Here is a 16159-nt window from a genome sequence, read left to right on the forward strand (position 1 = left end):
TCTCCGTTATCGATGATGGAATCGGCTAGTTCGGCCTGCGCGGCGGCACGATGTCGTCGCTCGTCGCGACGTGGCCCGTCTGCCGCGACGTCTCGCCGCCCGACGACACCGCCGACAACGGCCGCGCCGCCCGCGTCTTCGGCTGAAGCATGTCGTTCTCGTGATCCTGCGTCGCCTGCGCGGGGCCGATACGCACCAGACGCCGGAGCAGGATGAAGCCCGCGCCGAAGATCACCGTGTAGGCGAGCACGTAGAGCAGCCAGGACAGCGCGACATCGCCGGTGGTGAGCGAGGGCGTCACCGAATCGCGCGTGCGCAGGATGCCGTACACCGTCCACGGCTGCCGGCCGGCTTCGGTGGTCGTCCATCCGGCGATCACCGCGATGAAGCCGAGCGGCATCGTGAAGGTCGCCGCGCGCAGCCATCGGCGGCTGTTTTCGAGCTTGCCGCGCGCGAACAGGACGACGCCGCTCGCGACGGTCGCGAGCATCAGCAGCGCCACGCCAACCATGATGTGAAAGGCGAAGAACACGACCGCGACAGGCGGACGATCCTCGCGCGGGAAATCCTTCAGCCCGCGCACGACGCCGTTCGGGTCGTGCGTGAGGTAAAGGCTGCCGAGCACGGGAATCGAGATTTCGAAGTGATTGCGCTCTTCGTCCTGATCGGGAATCGAAAAGAGATTCGCGGGCACGCGCGATCCCGTTTCCCAGAGCGCCTCCATCGCCGCCAGCTTGGCGGGCTGATGCTTGAGCGTGTTGAGGCCGTGCGCATCGCCGATCACCATCTGGAGCGGCACCATGATGGCGAGAAAGATCAGCGACATCTTCAGCATCACGCGGCTTTCCTCGATCGCGCGCCGCTGCAGCATGTACATCGCGCCGACGCCGAGTATCACGAAGGCCGTCGTCACGAGGAACGCGGTCACGGTATGCGCGAGTCGGAACGGGAACGACGGCGAGAAGATGACGTCGAAAAAGCTCACCACCTCGAAGCGGCCATCCGGCAGGATGCGGTAGCCCTGGGGCGTCTGCATCCAGCTATTGACGGCGAGAATCCAGAACGAAGATATGAGCGTGCCGATCGCGACGAACATCGCGGACATGACGTGCGCCCACTGCGGCACGAGCTTGCGGCCGAACAGCAGCACGCCGAGGAACGCCGATTCGAGGAAGAACGCGGTGAGCACTTCGTAGCCCATCAGCGAGCCGACCACGTTCGCGGTCTTGTCGGCGTAGCGGCTCCAGTTGGTGCCGAACTGAAACGGCATCACGATGCCCGACACGACGCCCATGCCGAACGACACCGCGAAAATCTTCAGCCAGAAGGCGGAGAGACGGCGGAAGACATCGCGCTTCGTGATCCACCAGTTGAATTCGAGCGTCGCGATGAAGCACGAGAGGCCGACCGTGAATGCGGGCAGCAGGATGTGGAATGCGACCACCCACGCGAACTGAAAACGGGACAACAGCACCGAGTCGATATGCATGAACGCTCCCTGGCCGGTTCTTCGTGTCTTGTTCGTTGCTTCGTTGGTTGCTCTGTGTGTCGCTTTCCTGGTTGCCTCTTGATACACCAGTTTCGCGGGACCGGTCGACGCCCCGTGCATCCGCGCTGCTGTAATAGAATGGCCGATTCGCTAAGCTATAGCCGTGCCGGACGACCGCACGCGCTTCGACTCATCGGGGACGGCCCCGCTTTTACAGGGAGTCACTGATGTCCTGGATCCTTCTTTTCATCGCCGGTCTGCTGGAAGTCGCATGGGCGGCCGGGCTCAAATCGTCCGAGGGCTTCACGAAACTCGGGCCGTCTGTCTTCACGCTCGTCACCGCCGTCGGCAGCTTCGTGCTGCTCGCGATGGCCATGCGGCAGTTGCCGCTCGGCACCGCCTATGCCGTGTGGACGGGCATCGGCGCGGTCGGAGCGTTCGTGTTCGGCATCGTGTTCATGGGCGAGGCGGTGTCGGCGGCGCGTATTGTCAGTGCAGTGCTGATCGTCGCGGGGTTGATCGGCCTCAAGCTGACGTCGGGACATTGAGGCGCGGCGCATCGGTGAACATCGTTGCGCTTTTCGATACCGATGCCGGGCGAGAATCGCGGGAACGGCAATCGCTTGGACGCCCGGTGCACCGCGCGCTTTTGCGTGGATATAATGGTCTTAAGACTTTCTTGAGAGCGCTCGAGTGTCTGGACGCGTCGTTTTTATCTCGCGCTTGCTGCACTCTCGCGTGTTTGCCGGAATCGGCCGTTCGATGCACGTGGCCACGGCGGTGCGTATTCGCGTGGGATCGGAGGAAGCGGTGGAGCGCTAACTTTGATCGACAGCCTTGCATGGGATCCGAGTAAGCGCTGAAGCGCTAACTCGGATCGACAGCTTTGCATGGGATGCGAGTAGGCGCTGAAGCGCTAACTCGGGTCGACAGCTTTGCATGGGACGGCAGTAAGCGCTAAAGCGCTAACTGCCGTCGACAGCCTTGCATGGGGCCGGAGTGAGCGCTGAAGCGCTAACTCCGGCCGACAGCTTTGCATGGGGCCGGAGTAAGCGCTAAAGCGCTAACTCCGGCCGACAGGAGACAGCAATGCTAGAGTCACTTTCGCTCGCGGCGGGCCTCTCATGGGCGAGCGGGCTGCGCCTGTATCTCACCGTCTTCATCGCCGGACTGTTCGAGCGCATCGGGCTCATTCACCTGCCGGATTCCCTCGCCGTGCTCGCCTCGCCATGGGTCATCGGCGTCGCAGGCTTTCTCACGGTCGTCGAATTCCTCGCCGATAAAATCCCCGCGCTCGATTCGCTCTGGGACGCCATCCACACCCTCATCCGCATTCCAGCCGGCGCCGTGCTCGCCGCCGGCTCCCTCGGACACGCCGATCCGGCCATGCTCACCGTCGCCGCGCTCGCAGGCGGCACGCTCGCCGGGGCGTCGCATTTCGCCAAGGCAGGCACGCGCGCCCTCATCAATCTGTCGCCAGAGCCGGTGTCGAACTGGGCCGCCTCCGCCACCGAAGACATCGGCGCACTCGGCGGGCTCGCGCTAGCGTTCTTCGTCCCCTTGCTGTTTCTCATCATGCTGATCGCGTTTCTCGTCGTCGCCGGATGGGCGCTGCCCAGGCTCGTGCGCGGCGTGCACGGGGGCGTGCTGCGCATGGCGAAGCACATGATGCCCGGCACGCATCACCCGATCAACCGACTGCGGAGCAAGCACGATTGAGCACCGCAGCCCGCAACGACAAACCCGCGGCCAAAGCGTCGCCTTCTCTCCACGATACGCATCCGACAGCCCGGCTCGACTTCCTGCAGACCGTGCGCCAGGCGTGGCGCATGACCGCACGCGACTGGCGGGCCGGCGAGCTCACGATGCTCCTGCTCGCGCTGGTGCTCGCGGTGGCGGCGCTCGCCAGCGTCGGTTTTCTCGCCGATCGCATGCGTCAGGGTCTCGCGCGCGATGGCCGTCAGATGATCGCCGCCGATTTCGTCGTGCGCGCCGATCACCCCGTCGATGCGATGTTCGCCGCAGAAGCCCGCTCGCTCGGACTCGACACCGCCGGCACGACGATCTTCCCGAGCATGATCAGCGCGACATCGCGCGAGCCGCTGTCGCGGCTCGCGGCGATCAAGGGCGTCACCGATGGCTATCCGTTGCGCGGGAAGCTGCGCATCGCGCCCGCGCCGGATACCCCCGACGCGCCCGCGCAGGGCATTCCCGCTCCCGGCACCGTCTGGGTCGATCCCGCGCTGCTCGATGCGCTCAAGACCCGAGCCGGCGGCACCGTGAAGGTCGGCACGCGGACGTTCACCGTGGCCGCCGTCATCACGCGCGAGCTGGATCGCGGCTTTTCGTTCATCAACTTCTCGCCGCGCCTCATGATGCGCGCCGACGAAATCGCCGGCACGGGCCTGCTCGGTTACGGAAGCCGTGTGACCTACCGGCTGCTGGTGGCGGGGCCGGATGCGCAGGTGGATCGCTTCGCGCAGTTCGCCCGCGACAAGACCGATGGCGGCAAGCTGCGCGGTGTGTCGCTGGAATCGCTGTCGGATGGGCAGCCGCAAGTGCGGCAGACCATCGACCGCGCGAGTCACTTCCTGACGCTGGTCTCGCTGCTGACGGCGCTCCTGGCGGCGGTCGCCATCGCGATGGCCGCGCATCGCTTCGCCCGGCGCCATCTCGACGGCTGCGCCGCGATGCGCTGTCTCGGCGTCAGCCAGCGCACGCTGCGTGCGCTGTTTCTCAACGAATTTCTCGCGATCGGCCTGATCGGCAGCGCGCCGGGCATCGCGCTCGGCTTCATCGGCCATCTCGTGCTGCTGCACTGGCTCGGCTCGCTCGTCGATGTCGAACTGCCGCCAGCGAGCGCGTGGCCGGCGCTCGAAGGCATCGCGATGGGCCTCGTGCTCCTGCTGGGCTTCGCGCTGCCACCGCTGTTGCCGCTCACGCGCGTGCCGCCGGTCCACGTCATTCGCCGCGAACTGGGCGATGCCGGGCGCGTCGCTTATGCGGCGTACAGCGTCGGCGTGCTGCTGTTCGCGGCGCTGCTCGTCGTCGCGGCGGGCGAGCTGAAGCTCGGCGGCATCGTCGCGGGCGGCTTCGCGGCGGGGCTGCTGCTGTTCGGCGCGATCGCGCGGGCGGCGCTGTGGGCGGCGGCGCGTATCGTGCGCCGCGAGAAAAGCCGCGCGGGCGTCGGCTGGCGGTATGCGCTGGCGTCGCTGGAGCGGCGCAGCGGGGCGAGCGCGTTGCAGATCACCGCGCTCGGCATCGGCCTGATGTGCCTGTTGCTGATCGCGATGACGCGCAACGATCTCATCAGGGGCTGGCGCGACGCCACGCCGCCGGATGCGCCCAACGAGTTCCTGATCGACATCCAGCCCGAGCAGCGCGACGGCGTGCTCGCCTATCTCCACGGACACGGCCAGCCGCAGGCCGCGCTGTCGCCGATGGTGCGCGCGCGTCTCGTGTCGATCAACGGCAAGCCGGTCAATCCGGACAGCTACGAGCGAGCCGATGCCAGGCGTCTCGTCGATCGTGAATTCAATCTTTCCTACACGACCGCGCTGCCCGACGACAACCGTGTGACGCAAGGCGCGTGGTTCGGCACGGACGCCAGGCCGCAGGTGTCGATCGAGGAGGGCATCGCGAAAACCATTCGCGTGAAGATGGGCGATGTGCTGCGCTTCGACGTCGCGGGGCTGCCGGTGGAAGCGCCCGTGACGAGCCTGCGCAAGGTCGACTGGAATTCGTTCAAGGTCAACTTCTTCGTGCTGATGCCGCCCGAGGCGCTCGCCGATCTGCCCGCGACGTTCATCACGAGCTTTCATCTGCCCGCCGACGACCAGCGCATGATCGACGGCCTCATCGCCGCCTATCCGAACGTCACCGCCATCGATACCGCGCCGATTCTCGCGCAGATTCAGCGCACGCTCGCCCAGGTGATCGGCGCGGTCCAGTTCCTGTTCCTGTTCACCCTCGCGGCGGGCGTGCTCGTGCTGTACGCCGCCCTTGCCGGCACGCGCGACGAGCGCATGCGCGAATCGGCGCTATTGCGGGCGCTCGGCGCGTCCCACAGGCAGGTGCGCTCCGTGCAGGTCGCCGAGTTCGTCGCAGTCGGCGCGCTCGCGGGACTGATGGCCGCGCTCGGCGCACAAGGCATCGGCTATGTGCTGGCGTCGCGCGTGTTCGAATTTCATATCGATTTCAATCCGTGGCTCGTGCCGGCGGGCATCGTCGCGGGCATCGCGTGCGCGGGGCTCGGCGGCTGGCTGAGCCTGCGTCGCGTGCTGGCGCGTCCGGCGCTGCAATCGCTGCGCGACGCGTAATTTTGTGGAAGCAATGACCGAAGTGACTGACCAAGAGCAACAACCGACCGCGTTCGAACTGGTCGGCGGCGAGGAGCGGGTGCGTGCGCTCGTCGATCGTTTCTATGACCTGATGGACCTCGAGCCGGAGTTCGCGGGCATCCGCGCGCTGCATCCGCCGACGCTCGACAATTCGCGCGACAAGACGTTCTGGTTCCTGTGCGGCTGGATGGGCGGACCCGACCACTACATCAGCCGCTTCGGGCATCCGCGCTTGCGGGCGCGCCATCTGCCGTTCGCGATCGCGTCCGCCGAGCGCGACCAATGGCTGCGCTGCATGGCGTGGGCGATGGAAGACATCGGCCTGCCCGAGCCGTTGCGCGAACGCCTGCTGACTTCCTTCTTCGATACCGCCGACTGGATGCGCAACCGTCCCGGTTGATTCGCCCGCTTTTGTATCGGGCGAGGCCGCGCTCGTTTGCGGCATCATCTGTCGGATCACCGGCCAAGCCAATCGAGGACAAGAAGTCATGAGCACACGCGCACTCTTTCGCGAGGACGCCTATCAGACGCGCTGCGACGCGACCATCACCGGAATCGACGAAACGGGCATCCATCTCGACGAGACCGTGTTCTATCCGCTCGGCGGCGGCCAGGCGGGCGATGCGGGCACGCTGACGCTCGCGGACGGCACGGTCATCGCCATCGCGGATACGCGCAAGGCCAGGTTCGAAGGCGCGACGCCCGACGACGCGGTGCACGTGCCCGCGCCCGGCCAGGAAGACGCGCTCGCGAGGCTGCAGGCGGGCGACAGGGTGAGCGCGGAGATCGACTGGGCGCGGCGGTATCGGCATATGCGGCTGCATACGGCGAGCCATCTGATCTGCGCCGTGCTGCCGTTTCCGGTCGATGGCTGCAGCATCACGACCGACTACGCGCGGCTCGATCTCGCGACCGTCGAGCCGATCGAGCGCGAAGACGTGGAGACGAAGCTGCGCGAATTGATCGGCGGATCGCACGACGTTCGCACCGAATGGATCACCGACGACGAAATGGCCGCGCGCCCCGAACTCGTACGCACGATGAGCGTGAAGCCGCCGATGGGTCTCGGCCGCGTGCGGCTCTTGCGCATCGAGAACGTCGATCTGCAGCCGTGCGGCGGCACGCATGTGCGCAACACCGGCGAGATCGGCGGGCTGCGCATCGCGAAGCTCGAGAAGAAAAGCGCACGCACGCGGCGGCTCGTGCTGGAACTGGCTTGAGTATCGACCCTCGCGCGCAGGCGGTGCTCGACGCGTGGTTCGGCGCGGCGGGATCGCCCGAGTTCGGGACCGAGCGCAAGCAGTGGTGGACGAAAAAGCGCGCGTTCGATGCGATGCTCGTCGAACGCTTCGGCTCCCTGCTCGACGACGCGCAGGCGGGCGGCCTTCAGGACTGGGAGCGTTCGCCGCCTGGCGCGCTTGCGCTGATCGTGCTGCTGGATCAGTTGTCGCGCAATTGCCATCGCCATACGCCGCGTGCGTTCGCCGGGGACGAACGGGCGCTCGCGCTTGCCAAGGCGATGGTCGAAAAGGGCGACGACCTGGGCCTGCCGACGGCGTACCATCGCGCGTTCGCGTACATGCCGTTCGAGCACGATGAATCGATGGAAAGCCAGCGTGAATCGCTGCGTCTCTTCGAGAAGCTAAAAGACGAAACGGGTGTCGCGAGCTTTTATGAATCGGCGGTGGCGCACGCGGAAGTCATCTCGCGGTTCGGGCGGTTTGCGCATCGCAACCGGATTCTCGGGCGCGCCACGACGTCCGAAGAAGCGGCGTGGCTGGCGAAGCATGGCGGGTTCTGAGTCGCACGGTTCTTGACGAAGCTTTACGCCAGACGAGTCGCCAAAGGGCGTGCGCCGTCTAGAATCGAAGTCTCGCGACGGATGCGCTCGCTGCGGGAAACGACGAGACAACGCAGCAATTTCATGTGCCATGCCTGATTTCAGCAACATTACGCTCGTCTCCGTGACCGGGCTCGACCACGCTCAGGGCGCGGCCTATGCGCTCGAATTAAGTGCGCGGCGCATGGCGGGTGCACGGGTCGTGCTCTTTTCTCCGCAATGTCCCGCGCATCTGTCGCCCGTCACTCAATACCGCGCGATCGCTCCGATGAACTACTACGAGTACAGCTGGTTCATGTTGTTCGGGCTGTGGCGCTTCATCGACACCGAGTATGCGATCGTCGTCCAGGATGACGGCTGGGTGCTCGATGCAGCGAACTGGCGCGATGAATTCCTCCAATACTATTACATCGGCGCGACGAATCATCTCGCGTGGGTGACATCGCCGTCGGGCAGCGGCTGGATGGGAGAATTCTCGTGGTGTAGCCGGCTAGGCCAATCCGACCACGTCATCATGCCAGTGCTCAACGGCGGCTTCAGCCTGCGCAGCCGGCGCATGATGCGCGCGCTCATCGACCATCCGCACATCAAGTACGAGCTATCGCCGCCCGACTTCGTGGGCGGCGAACCGATCGAAGTCCGCTGGCTGACCTATGCTCAAAACGAGGACGTACAGTTGACTGCGGTCTTGAGAGAACGGCTGGAGGGTGTCGGTCTGCGCTATCCGCCGCTCGCCGTCTGCCAGCGGTTTTCCCTCGAATTCGCCGGCTACCATGACGGCGGCACCGATCCGATGCAGCTCTTCGGCCATCATTGCCGATGGCGCCGCCTCGTCAGCATCGATCCACCGACGGTTCGCTATTCCGTGCCGCGCAGCACGATGGAAAGGGCGTTCCGAGAGACGGATGTCGTGCAGATGCTTCTGCGGCGCGGGTATCGGGTGGAATTTGCGACAGAGCCGGCGTGATCGGCTCACCGCCCGCCGGTGACATCCAGAATCGCCCCCGTCACATACGACGACGCATCCGACAGCAGCCACACGATCGATTCGCCGACTTCATCCGCCGTGCCCGGCCGCCCGAGCGGCGTCTGCACGCCGAGCACCTGTGCGCGGTCGGGCTTTCCGCCGCTCGCGTGAATATCGGTTTCGATGAGGCCGGGGCGGATGGCGTTCACGCGCACGCCTTGCGGCCCGAGTTCCTTCGATAGCCCGATGGTCAACACATCGATGGCGCCTTTGGACCCGGCATAGTCGATGTATTCGTTCGGCGCTCCGAGCCGCGCCGCCGCCGACGACACGTTGACGAGCGCGCCGCCCTTGCCGCCGCGCGAGCGCGACAGCCGCCGCGCCGCTTCACGCGCGCAGAGATACGCGCCGAGCACGTTGGTATCGAAGATGCGCTTGAGACGCGCGACGTCCATATCCGCGAGCGCCGACCCGGGAGCCACGATGCCCGCGTTGTTCACCACGCCGTCGAGCTTGCCGAAGGCTTCTTCGGTGGCGTCGAACATCGCGAGGATCGCGGCTTCGTCGCATACGTCGCCCTGAATGGCGATCGCCTTGCCGCCCGCGGCCTGCACGGCGGCGACGGTTTCATCGGCGGCACGCGCGTTGGTCGCATAGTTGACGCCGACCGACCAGCCGCGCGCGCCCGCGAGCACGGCAGCCGAGCGGCCGATGCCGCGGCTTGCCCCGGTAATCAGGATGACTTTCGACATCGATTCGATCCTCAGACGACGTTGCGATTTTCCGACCACTTGTCGTGGGCAGGCGGCGTGTACGCTTCGAGTTTCGCGATCATCTCGCCGGAGTCGGCGGCGATCTGGATCAGGTCGAGATACGGCTTGCGCATGAAGCCTTCCTCGACGGTATGGCGAAGCATCGACAGGAGCGGCTCGAAATAGCCGTTCACGTTCAGCAGGCCGACCGGCTTCTGGTGATAGCCGAGCTGCGCCCACGTATAGACCTCGAAGAATTCTTCGAAGGTGCCGACGCCGCCGGGCATCGCGACGAACGCATCGGCGAGATCGGCCATCTTCTTCTTGCGCTCGTGCATGTCGGGCACGACGTGCAGTTCGGTGAGATCCGTATGCCCGACCTCCTTCGCCAGCAACAGTTCGGGAATGACGCCGACGGCGCGTCCGCCGGCGGCCAGGACCTCATCGGCGATGAGGCCCATCAAGCCGACACGGCCGCCGCCATAAACGAGCGACAAATCGGCTTCGACGAGCGCGCGGCCGAACGCTCTGGCCGCTTCGGCATAGACGGGGCGGGCTCCGGTCGCGGAGCCGCAATAGACACAGACTGCCTTCATTATCGGGAATCCTTCGGTGTTTCGGTCTTCGATGCGGCGGCCGCATCGTCGCGCGGCGGCAGGAAATCCGCGTATTGGCGCTTGGGTAGTCTACCGGACACCAGGTCGTCGAAAAGCTGACGCGAGCGGCCGCGCAAATACGGCGCCATGATCGAGATGATATGCAGGCTCGCCTGATGTAGCTCCGCGCGGATCGCTTCCTGATCGTTGTACTTGCGCGGGTTCATCACGTACTGGTACGAGAGCCAGTACGTCGAGATCACACCGATGTTCGTCGCGATCACCTTGATTTCGTCGGGTGTCGCGACCATCTCGCCGTCCGCGACGAGCGCTTCGCACAACTGGCCGGCGAAGCGCACCTTGTGCGTGATGATCTGCTTGAAGTGCGTCTCGAGCGTGCGGTTGCGTGCGAGCAGGTCGTTCAGGTCGCGATAGAGGAACCGGTACGCCCACAGAAAATCGGCCATGTACTGCAGATACGACCACATCTCGTCGATGGTCGGACGGTGATCGTCCGGGAAGCGCAGCCGCTTCTGAATCTGCTGCTCGAACTGCGCGAAGATGCTGTTGATGATGTCGTCCTTGTTGCGGAAATGGTAGTACAGGTTGCCTGGACTGATCTCCATTTCCTCGGCGATGGTCGTCGTGGTGACGTTCGGTTCGCCGATATCGTTGAACAACTTCAGTGACAGCTCGAGAATCCGTTCGCGGGTGCGGCGGGGAGGTTTCGCTTCCATGTCGTCCGACCTTGGCATCCGGCTCGCGCGGGCGTGCAGAGAGTGCTCCCGTCCGCTTCCGTTGCTATTTTTGAGAATATCGGACGATTATAAACCGCGTCTCTGCCTTCCCGGACTTGCCTCTGCCGGCGGGGTTTCCTTTTTATAAGACGGAGTCAGGTCATCGCGATCACTTCGCGAACCGCGCGATCCATGCGGCGAACGCGGGCGCGAGCGGACGCGGCCGTGACCGGGCGGCGACGGTCACGAGGACTTCTTATCAGTTGCGCGGTGCCGATTTGGCGGCGTTCGCGGGCGCCGCGACGATGCGCGTGCCCGCGAGCCGATCGTGGAGGAACTGGCGCGCCGGATCGAGCCGGACGGCCGCCGCCCACAGCGTCACCCAGACGCCGAACACGACGAGCGTTTGCGGCACGGCCAGCGACAACAGCGGATGCAGCGCGAGCGGCGGCAGAAACCACAGCCATGCGAACGCATAGCGGGCGAGCGCGCGGCCGGGTTTGACGGGCTGGCCGCGCGCATCGACGACTTTCAGGCGCCAGGTTTTCATCGGCAAGGTCTGTCCGCCGTGCGTCCAGAACCACACGAAGTAGGCGGCAAGCACGACTCCGATCCACGACATCAAGAGGTTGTGATGCGTGAGGCCGTTGCGTTGCTGCGTGAGCGTGCTGAAGAGATAGCCGGCGATGAACACGACGCCGAATAGAATGACGCCTTCGTACACCATCGTCGCGAGACGGCGGCGCAGCGCGGGCGCGTGAAGCGGCGGGATGGTCGGATCGGCGGCGCGGACGTCGTTCATTCGCGCGTCTATGATCCGTTGTACATCGACGGCGCTTGCTGCGGCGAAACAGGAATTGGCGTGGCGGGGACGATGCTCGCCGCGTTCGGGATGGCCGGCTGCGATGACACGCCCGGCAGCGACGCCGATGCGCCCGATTCGCCTTGCGCGTGCCCGGCGGCATGGCCCTGCTCGCGTGCGGTGACGAGACGGTTGATGTCCTTGACCTCCGTCTTGCCGGTCGGCGGCGCGCTGACGACCGTCGGACGGCGATTGTGCTCGCTCGCGGCGAGCTTCTTCTTCTGATCCTCGGGGAGCTTCTGATACGCGTCCCACGCGCGCTCGCGCTTGTCGAGCGGCACCGACTTCGACACCTGGTAGTTTTCCCGCGCGACCTTGCGTTCGTCGGGCGTCATCCGAACCCATTCCTGCATGCGCTGATGCAGGCGCTTCTGCGCTTCTGGCGACATCCGGTGATAGCGCGACGCGATCTTCAGCCACTTCTGCTTGCGTTCGTCGCTGAACGAATCCCACTGCGCGGCGAACGGCGCGAGCGCGGCATGCTGCGCGTCCGTCAGGCGATTCCACGAGAGCGGATTCGCCGACAGCGCGGCAAGCGGCAGGCCGTCGTTGTCGGCGGCGGCGCTCGCCCCGACGGGCGCGGCCTGGTTAGCGGTCGAGGCAGCAGGGGACGAGTAGAAGCGCGGGTAAGTGGCGGCGAACGCGACCAGACCCGCAATCGCGCAGCCAAAGACAATCGCGAGACCGCGCTTGTAACTCACCCGAAGATTCCCCCGCTGTGTTCGTTGCTCGATGAGCGATGTTTCAATGATTGCGTGTCAGGTACGCGTTGAAGCCGTGGTCGAGATAGGCGTCGAGCGGCAGGCTGTCGCTCATCATGGCCGCGTCGATGTCGGCCAGTTCGGCCTTGCGCTCCTGATCTTCCCAATACGCGACGCCCGCCAGCGCGACGGCGAGCGCGAGCACCGGCCACGCCAGCCCGAAGCCGCCTAGCCGGGCGAACAGGCCCTTGCGCGCGCGGGGCTCGTCGCCGAGCCCGCCTCCGCTGCCGAGGCCGCCCGCCGCGCCGGCGAACGCGGGCGAGGCGGACGTAAAGTCAGACGTAAAGGCCGGCGTGAAGGCGGCGACGGGTACTTTCTCCGGCTTCTTGCGCGCGAGCGCCGCCCGTCGCGCGAGCGCGAGGCGGTCGCTTGCTGCGGCCGGAATATTCGACGCATTTTCGTCGAGCGCGCGAATCACTTTCAGCGCGAACTCGTTTTCGTTTAATTCAGGAGCGGAACTCATAGCGTGATCCCTTTGGCTTTCAGGGCTTGCGCGAGCGCGTGCGTGGCGCGTGAACAGTGTGTCTTCACGCTGCCCTCGGAGCAGCCCATCGCGGCGGCCGTCTCGGCGACATCCATATCTTCCCAGTAACGCATGAGAAACGCTTCTCGTTGACGTGCCGGCAATTTCTGAATTTCCGCGTCGATCAGGTTCAGCACCTGTTCGCGCTCGAGCCTGTTCTCGCTGCTTTCGCTGCCGCCGCTTTCCGCTTCTAATGTTTCGAGCGGATCGAATTCGTCGTCGTCCGCGCTTCCGAACGACGAAAACAGGCTCACCCAGGTATTGCGGACCTTCTGGCGGCGAAAGTAATCGTGTGTCGCATTCTGAAGGATACGCTGGAACAAAAGCGGAAGCTCGGCGGATGGACGGTCGCCGTACTTCTCCGCGAGCTTGATCATCGCGTCCTGCACGATGTCGAGCGCCGCGTCGTCGTCGCGTACGGTGTAGACGGTCTGCTTGAACGCGCGTCGTTCGACGCCCGCCAGGAAGTCGGCGAGTTCCTTGTCTGATGCCATCCGTTGGGGACCCGGCGCAGCGAAAGTTGCGTCGAAAGAGAATAAGGAGTTGCAGGGAAACCTGCGGATGCTAGCAAACTTTCACCGCCCCCGGAAAATTCGGGACGATTTATTGCCGGACGCCCGTGCGTTGCGTGAGCGGCGAAACGCGGCGGCGCAAGCGCGCGCAATGATCGGAAAATTTTTGCTTGACCCCAAGCGCCGAACCGGGCTATCTTTTCTGACTCGCATCATAAAGTGAAATGTCTGCTTTGAGGCGAGCCCAAGAAGCACGCCTGTCAAACCTAGACGCGCCGCTTGAACCCGAGCCACAAGCCCGGCAGAGAGCACCCGATCAATTTTTTGCCGAAAATTCGAAAGGTGATGAATGAACATGCCTAGCGCGGAATTCTCCACGTCGGATACCACTCCTCCCCACGACGCTGACTCCATCGGCGCGACCGTGCTCATGCGTGCGCTCGCCGACGAGAACGTCGAGTTCATCTGGGGCTATCCCGGCGGCTCGGTACTCTACATCTACGACGAGCTGTACAAGCAGGACCAGATTCAACATATCCTCGTGCGCCACGAGCAGGCCGCCGTGCATGCCGCCGACGCGTATTCGCGTTCCACCGGCAAGGTCGGCGTTTGCCTCGTGACCTCGGGCCCGGGCGTCACCAATGCCGTCACCGGCATCGCCACGGCCTATATGGATTCCATCCCGCTCGTCGTCATCAGCGGGCAGGTGCCCACTGCGGCCATCGGCTTGGACGCCTTCCAGGAATGCGACACCGTCGGCATCACGCGTCCCTGCGTGAAGCACAACTTCCTCGTGAAGGACGTGCGCGATCTCGCCGCGACCATCAAGAAAGCGTTCTACATTGCCCGGACAGGCCGTCCAGGTCCGGTGCTGATCGACATTCCGAAGGACGTGTCGAAGGCGCCGTGCCAGTACGAACCGGTCAAGAGCGTGTCGCTGCGGTCGTACAACCCGGTGACGAAGGGCCACTCCGGCCAGATCCGCAAGGCGGTGCAACTGCTTTTGTCGGCGAAGCGCCCGTATATCTATACCGGCGGCGGCATCATCCTCGCGGATGCGTCGCGCGAGCTGAACCAGTTCGCCGATCTGCTCGGCTATCCGGTCACGAACACGCTGATGGGCCTCGGCGGCTATCGCGCGAGCGACAAGAAGTTTCTCGGCATGCTCGGCATGCACGGCACCTACGAAGCCAACATGGCGATGCAGCACTGCGACGTGCTCATTGCAATCGGCGCGCGTTTCGATGACCGCGTGATCGGCGACCCGAAGCATTTCGCGTCGTCGCCGCGCAAGATCATCCATATCGACGTCGATCCGTCGTCCATTTCGAAGCGCGTGAAGGTCGACATCCCCATCGTCGGCGACGTGAGGGAAGTCCTGAAGGAGCTCATCGAGCAGCTTCAGCACGCCGAACACGGTCCGGATACGCAGGCGCTCAAGCAATGGTGGGACGACATCGAAGGCTGGCGCGCGAAAGACTGCCTGGCCTACGACCGTAAGAGCGAGATCATCAAGCCGCAATACGTCGTCGAAAAGCTCGCGGAACTGACCGACGGCAACGCGTTCGTCTGTTCGGACGTCGGACAGCACCAGATGTGGGCGGCGCAGTTCTATCCGTTCAACAAGCCGCGCCGCTGGATCAACTCGGGCGGTCTCGGCACGATGGGCTTCGGCCTCCCCGCCGCGATGGGCGTGAAGATGGCCTATCCGGACGAGGACGTCGTCTGCATCACCGGCGAAGGCTCCATCCAGATGTGCATTCAGGAACTGTCGACCTGCAAGCAGTACGACACGCCCGTGAAGATCATCTCGCTGAACAACCGCTATCTCGGCATGGTTCGCCAGTGGCAGCAGATCGAATACAAGAAGCGCTATTCCAGTTCGTACATGGACGCGTTGCCGGATTTCGTGAAGCTCGCCGAGGCGTACGGTCATGTCGGCATTCGCGTCGAAAAAACCGCGGATGTCGAGCCGGCGCTGAAGGAAGCGCTGCGCCTGAAGGATCGCACCGTATTTCTCGACTTCCAGACCGACCCGACCGAAAACGTATTCCCGATGGTGCAAGCCGGTAAAGGCATCACGGAAATGCTGCTCGGCTCTGAGGATCTATAACGCGGGTTTCGAATGCGCGGGTTCGCGTGGCGCCTGTCTCCACGAAAGACAGGTGCGGCGCGTGAATCCGCATCGAAGCTCAACTGGAACGCCATCGGGAAACGACATATGAAACACATCATCTCCGTACTGCTGGAAAACGAGCCGGGCGCGTTATCGCGTGTCGTCGGCCTCTTTTCCGCGCGCGGCTATAACATCGAAACGCTGACGGTGGCGCCGACCGAAGACAGTTCGCTGTCGCGGCTCACCATCGTCTCCATTGGCTCGGACGACGTGATCGAACAGATCACGAAGCACCTGAACCGCCTGATCGAGGTGGTGAAAGTGGTCGACCTGACAGAGGGCGCCCACATCGAGCGCGAGCTGATGCTCATCAAGGTAAGGGCGGTCGGCAAGGAACGCGAGGAAATGAAGCGGATGGCGGATATCTTCCGCGGCCGCATCATCGACGTGACCGAGAAGACCTACACGATGGAACTGACGGGCGCGTCCGACAAACTCGACGCGTTCATCCAGGCGCTCGACGCCACGGCGATCCTCGAGACGGTTCGCACGGGCAGCTCCGGCATCGGCCGGGGCGAGCGCATCCTGAAGGTCTGACCGCCGGACCATCCAGTTAGCAGCGCAATCAAGCACACCAATTCACGCATCAGGACTCAAGGAACCA

The 16159-nt window shown here is 64.5% G+C and carries 17 protein-coding genes; 9 read left to right on the forward strand and 8 right to left on the reverse strand.

The window, feature by feature from the left end:
- Nucleotides 1–25 precede the first annotated feature (25 nt).
- A complete protein-coding gene (locus P9220_RS08755) occupies nt 26–1489 on the reverse strand; it encodes a cytochrome ubiquinol oxidase subunit I (protein WP_309764495.1) in 1464 nt (487 codons plus the stop codon).
- A 227-nt stretch (nt 1490–1716) separates the two neighbouring features.
- Between P9220_RS08755 and sugE the strand changes: the two genes are divergently transcribed.
- From sugE to P9220_RS08790, 7 genes are all read left to right on the forward strand, one after another.
- On the forward strand, nt 1717–2037 hold the full coding sequence (sugE, locus tag P9220_RS08760; RefSeq protein WP_309764496.1) for a quaternary ammonium compound efflux SMR transporter SugE: 321 nt from the start codon (nt 1717–1719) through the stop codon (nt 2035–2037).
- A gap of 541 nt (nt 2038–2578) precedes the next feature.
- Nucleotides 2579–3208, forward strand: a complete 630-nt coding sequence (locus P9220_RS08765; protein ID WP_309764497.1) for a DUF4126 domain-containing protein — start codon at nt 2579–2581, stop codon at nt 3206–3208.
- Entirely contained in the window at nt 3205–5808 is a 2604-nt protein-coding gene (locus tag P9220_RS08770) for an ABC transporter permease (RefSeq protein WP_404989532.1), read from the forward strand. Before P9220_RS08765 ends, P9220_RS08770 begins: the two co-directional genes overlap by 4 nt.
- Before the next feature lie 13 nt (nt 5809–5821).
- Nucleotides 5822–6229: a group II truncated hemoglobin gene (locus tag P9220_RS08775; protein WP_309764498.1), complete on the forward strand. Its 408-nt coding sequence runs from the start codon at nt 5822–5824 to the stop codon at nt 6227–6229.
- 88 nt (nt 6230–6317) lie between these two features.
- Nucleotides 6318–7049 carry an alanyl-tRNA editing protein gene (locus P9220_RS08780; RefSeq protein WP_309764499.1) on the forward strand — a complete coding sequence of 244 codons (732 nt, stop codon included), beginning with the start codon at nt 6318–6320 and terminating at the stop codon, nt 7047–7049.
- A gap of 2 nt (nt 7050–7051) precedes the next feature.
- Nucleotides 7052–7630, forward strand: coding sequence for a DUF924 family protein (locus P9220_RS08785; RefSeq protein WP_404989547.1), 579 nt, complete (start codon nt 7052–7054; stop codon nt 7628–7630).
- Between the two features lie 130 nt (nt 7631–7760).
- Nucleotides 7761–8636 carry a DUF5672 family protein gene (locus P9220_RS08790; RefSeq protein ID WP_309764501.1) on the forward strand — a complete coding sequence of 292 codons (876 nt, stop codon included), beginning with the start codon at nt 7761–7763 and terminating at the stop codon, nt 8634–8636.
- 5 nt (nt 8637–8641) lie between these two features.
- Here P9220_RS08790 and P9220_RS08795 read toward each other — a convergent pair whose 3' ends face one another.
- The 7 genes from P9220_RS08795 to P9220_RS08825 form a co-directional block, all read right to left on the reverse strand.
- Nucleotides 8642–9388 (reverse strand): SDR family oxidoreductase, encoded by a 747-nt coding sequence (locus P9220_RS08795; protein ID WP_309764502.1) that lies wholly within the window; start codon nt 9386–9388, stop codon nt 8642–8644.
- 11 nt (nt 9389–9399) lie between these two features.
- Nucleotides 9400–9984 (reverse strand): TIGR00730 family Rossman fold protein, encoded by a 585-nt coding sequence (locus P9220_RS08800; RefSeq protein ID WP_309764503.1) that lies wholly within the window; start codon nt 9982–9984, stop codon nt 9400–9402.
- The gene (locus tag P9220_RS08805; protein ID WP_309764504.1) at nt 9984–10721 is read right to left on the reverse strand and encodes a TetR/AcrR family transcriptional regulator; all 738 of its coding nucleotides are present in this window, start codon (nt 10719–10721) and stop codon (nt 9984–9986) included. The genes P9220_RS08800 and P9220_RS08805 overlap by 1 nt, the downstream gene beginning before the upstream one ends.
- A 259-nt stretch (nt 10722–10980) precedes the next feature.
- Nucleotides 10981–11523: an RDD family protein gene (locus P9220_RS08810; protein WP_309764505.1), complete on the reverse strand. Its 543-nt coding sequence runs from the start codon at nt 11521–11523 to the stop codon at nt 10981–10983.
- Between the two features lie 8 nt (nt 11524–11531).
- The gene (locus tag P9220_RS08815) at nt 11532–12284 is read right to left on the reverse strand and encodes a DUF3106 domain-containing protein (protein ID WP_309764506.1); all 753 of its coding nucleotides are present in this window, start codon (nt 12282–12284) and stop codon (nt 11532–11534) included.
- Between the two features lie 43 nt (nt 12285–12327).
- A complete protein-coding gene (locus P9220_RS08820; protein WP_309764507.1) occupies nt 12328–12807 on the reverse strand; it encodes a DUF3619 family protein in 480 nt (159 codons plus the stop codon).
- The gene (locus P9220_RS08825; protein WP_309764508.1) at nt 12804–13361 is read right to left on the reverse strand and encodes an RNA polymerase sigma factor; all 558 of its coding nucleotides are present in this window, start codon (nt 13359–13361) and stop codon (nt 12804–12806) included. Before P9220_RS08825 ends, P9220_RS08820 begins: the two co-directional genes overlap by 4 nt.
- Before the next feature lie 367 nt (nt 13362–13728).
- Here P9220_RS08825 and P9220_RS08830 point away from each other — a divergent pair, with 367 nt between their 5' ends.
- Together P9220_RS08830 and ilvN are read left to right on the forward strand one after the other, a co-directional pair.
- Nucleotides 13729–15492: an acetolactate synthase 3 catalytic subunit gene (locus P9220_RS08830; RefSeq protein ID WP_309764509.1), complete on the forward strand. Its 1764-nt coding sequence runs from the start codon at nt 13729–13731 to the stop codon at nt 15490–15492.
- 108 nt (nt 15493–15600) lie between these two features.
- Nucleotides 15601–16092 carry an acetolactate synthase small subunit gene (gene ilvN / locus P9220_RS08835; RefSeq protein ID WP_008341906.1) on the forward strand — a complete coding sequence of 164 codons (492 nt, stop codon included), beginning with the start codon at nt 15601–15603 and terminating at the stop codon, nt 16090–16092.
- The last annotated feature ends 67 nt before the right edge of the window (nt 16093–16159 follow it).

Origin of the sequence: Caballeronia sp. LZ016 (genome assembly GCF_031450805.1) — a bacterium.
Taxonomy (GTDB): Bacteria; Pseudomonadota; Gammaproteobacteria; order Burkholderiales; family Burkholderiaceae; genus Caballeronia.

Bases quoted from the DNA above. Each gene is read 5' to 3' on its own strand.
- P9220_RS08775 (WP_309764498.1), top strand. From the start codon at position 5,822: ATGACCGAAGTGACTGACCAAGAGCAACAACCGACCGCGTTCGAACTG.
- P9220_RS08825 (WP_309764508.1), bottom strand. From the start codon at position 13,361: ATGGCATCAGACAAGGAACTCGCCGACTTCCTGGCGGGCGTCGAACGA.
- P9220_RS08810 (WP_309764505.1), bottom strand. From the start codon at position 11,523: ATGAACGACGTCCGCGCCGCCGATCCGACCATCCCGCCGCTTCACGCG.
- ilvN (WP_008341906.1), top strand. From the start codon at position 15,601: ATGAAACACATCATCTCCGTACTGCTGGAAAACGAGCCGGGCGCGTTA.
- P9220_RS08805 (WP_309764504.1), bottom strand. From the start codon at position 10,721: ATGGAAGCGAAACCTCCCCGCCGCACCCGCGAACGGATTCTCGAGCTG.
- P9220_RS08800 (WP_309764503.1), bottom strand. From the start codon at position 9,984: ATGAAGGCAGTCTGTGTCTATTGCGGCTCCGCGACCGGAGCCCGCCCC.
- sugE (WP_309764496.1), top strand. From the start codon at position 1,717: ATGTCCTGGATCCTTCTTTTCATCGCCGGTCTGCTGGAAGTCGCATGG.
- P9220_RS08820 (WP_309764507.1), bottom strand. From the start codon at position 12,807: ATGAGTTCCGCTCCTGAATTAAACGAAAACGAGTTCGCGCTGAAAGTG.
- P9220_RS08755 (WP_309764495.1), bottom strand. From the start codon at position 1,489: ATGCATATCGACTCGGTGCTGTTGTCCCGTTTTCAGTTCGCGTGGGTG.
- P9220_RS08780 (WP_309764499.1), top strand. From the start codon at position 6,318: ATGAGCACACGCGCACTCTTTCGCGAGGACGCCTATCAGACGCGCTGC.
- P9220_RS08795 (WP_309764502.1), bottom strand. From the start codon at position 9,388: ATGTCGAAAGTCATCCTGATTACCGGGGCAAGCCGCGGCATCGGCCGC.
- P9220_RS08830 (WP_309764509.1), top strand. From the start codon at position 13,729: ATGAACATGCCTAGCGCGGAATTCTCCACGTCGGATACCACTCCTCCC.
- P9220_RS08790 (WP_309764501.1), top strand. From the start codon at position 7,761: ATGCCTGATTTCAGCAACATTACGCTCGTCTCCGTGACCGGGCTCGAC.
- P9220_RS08765 (WP_309764497.1), top strand. From the start codon at position 2,579: ATGCTAGAGTCACTTTCGCTCGCGGCGGGCCTCTCATGGGCGAGCGGG.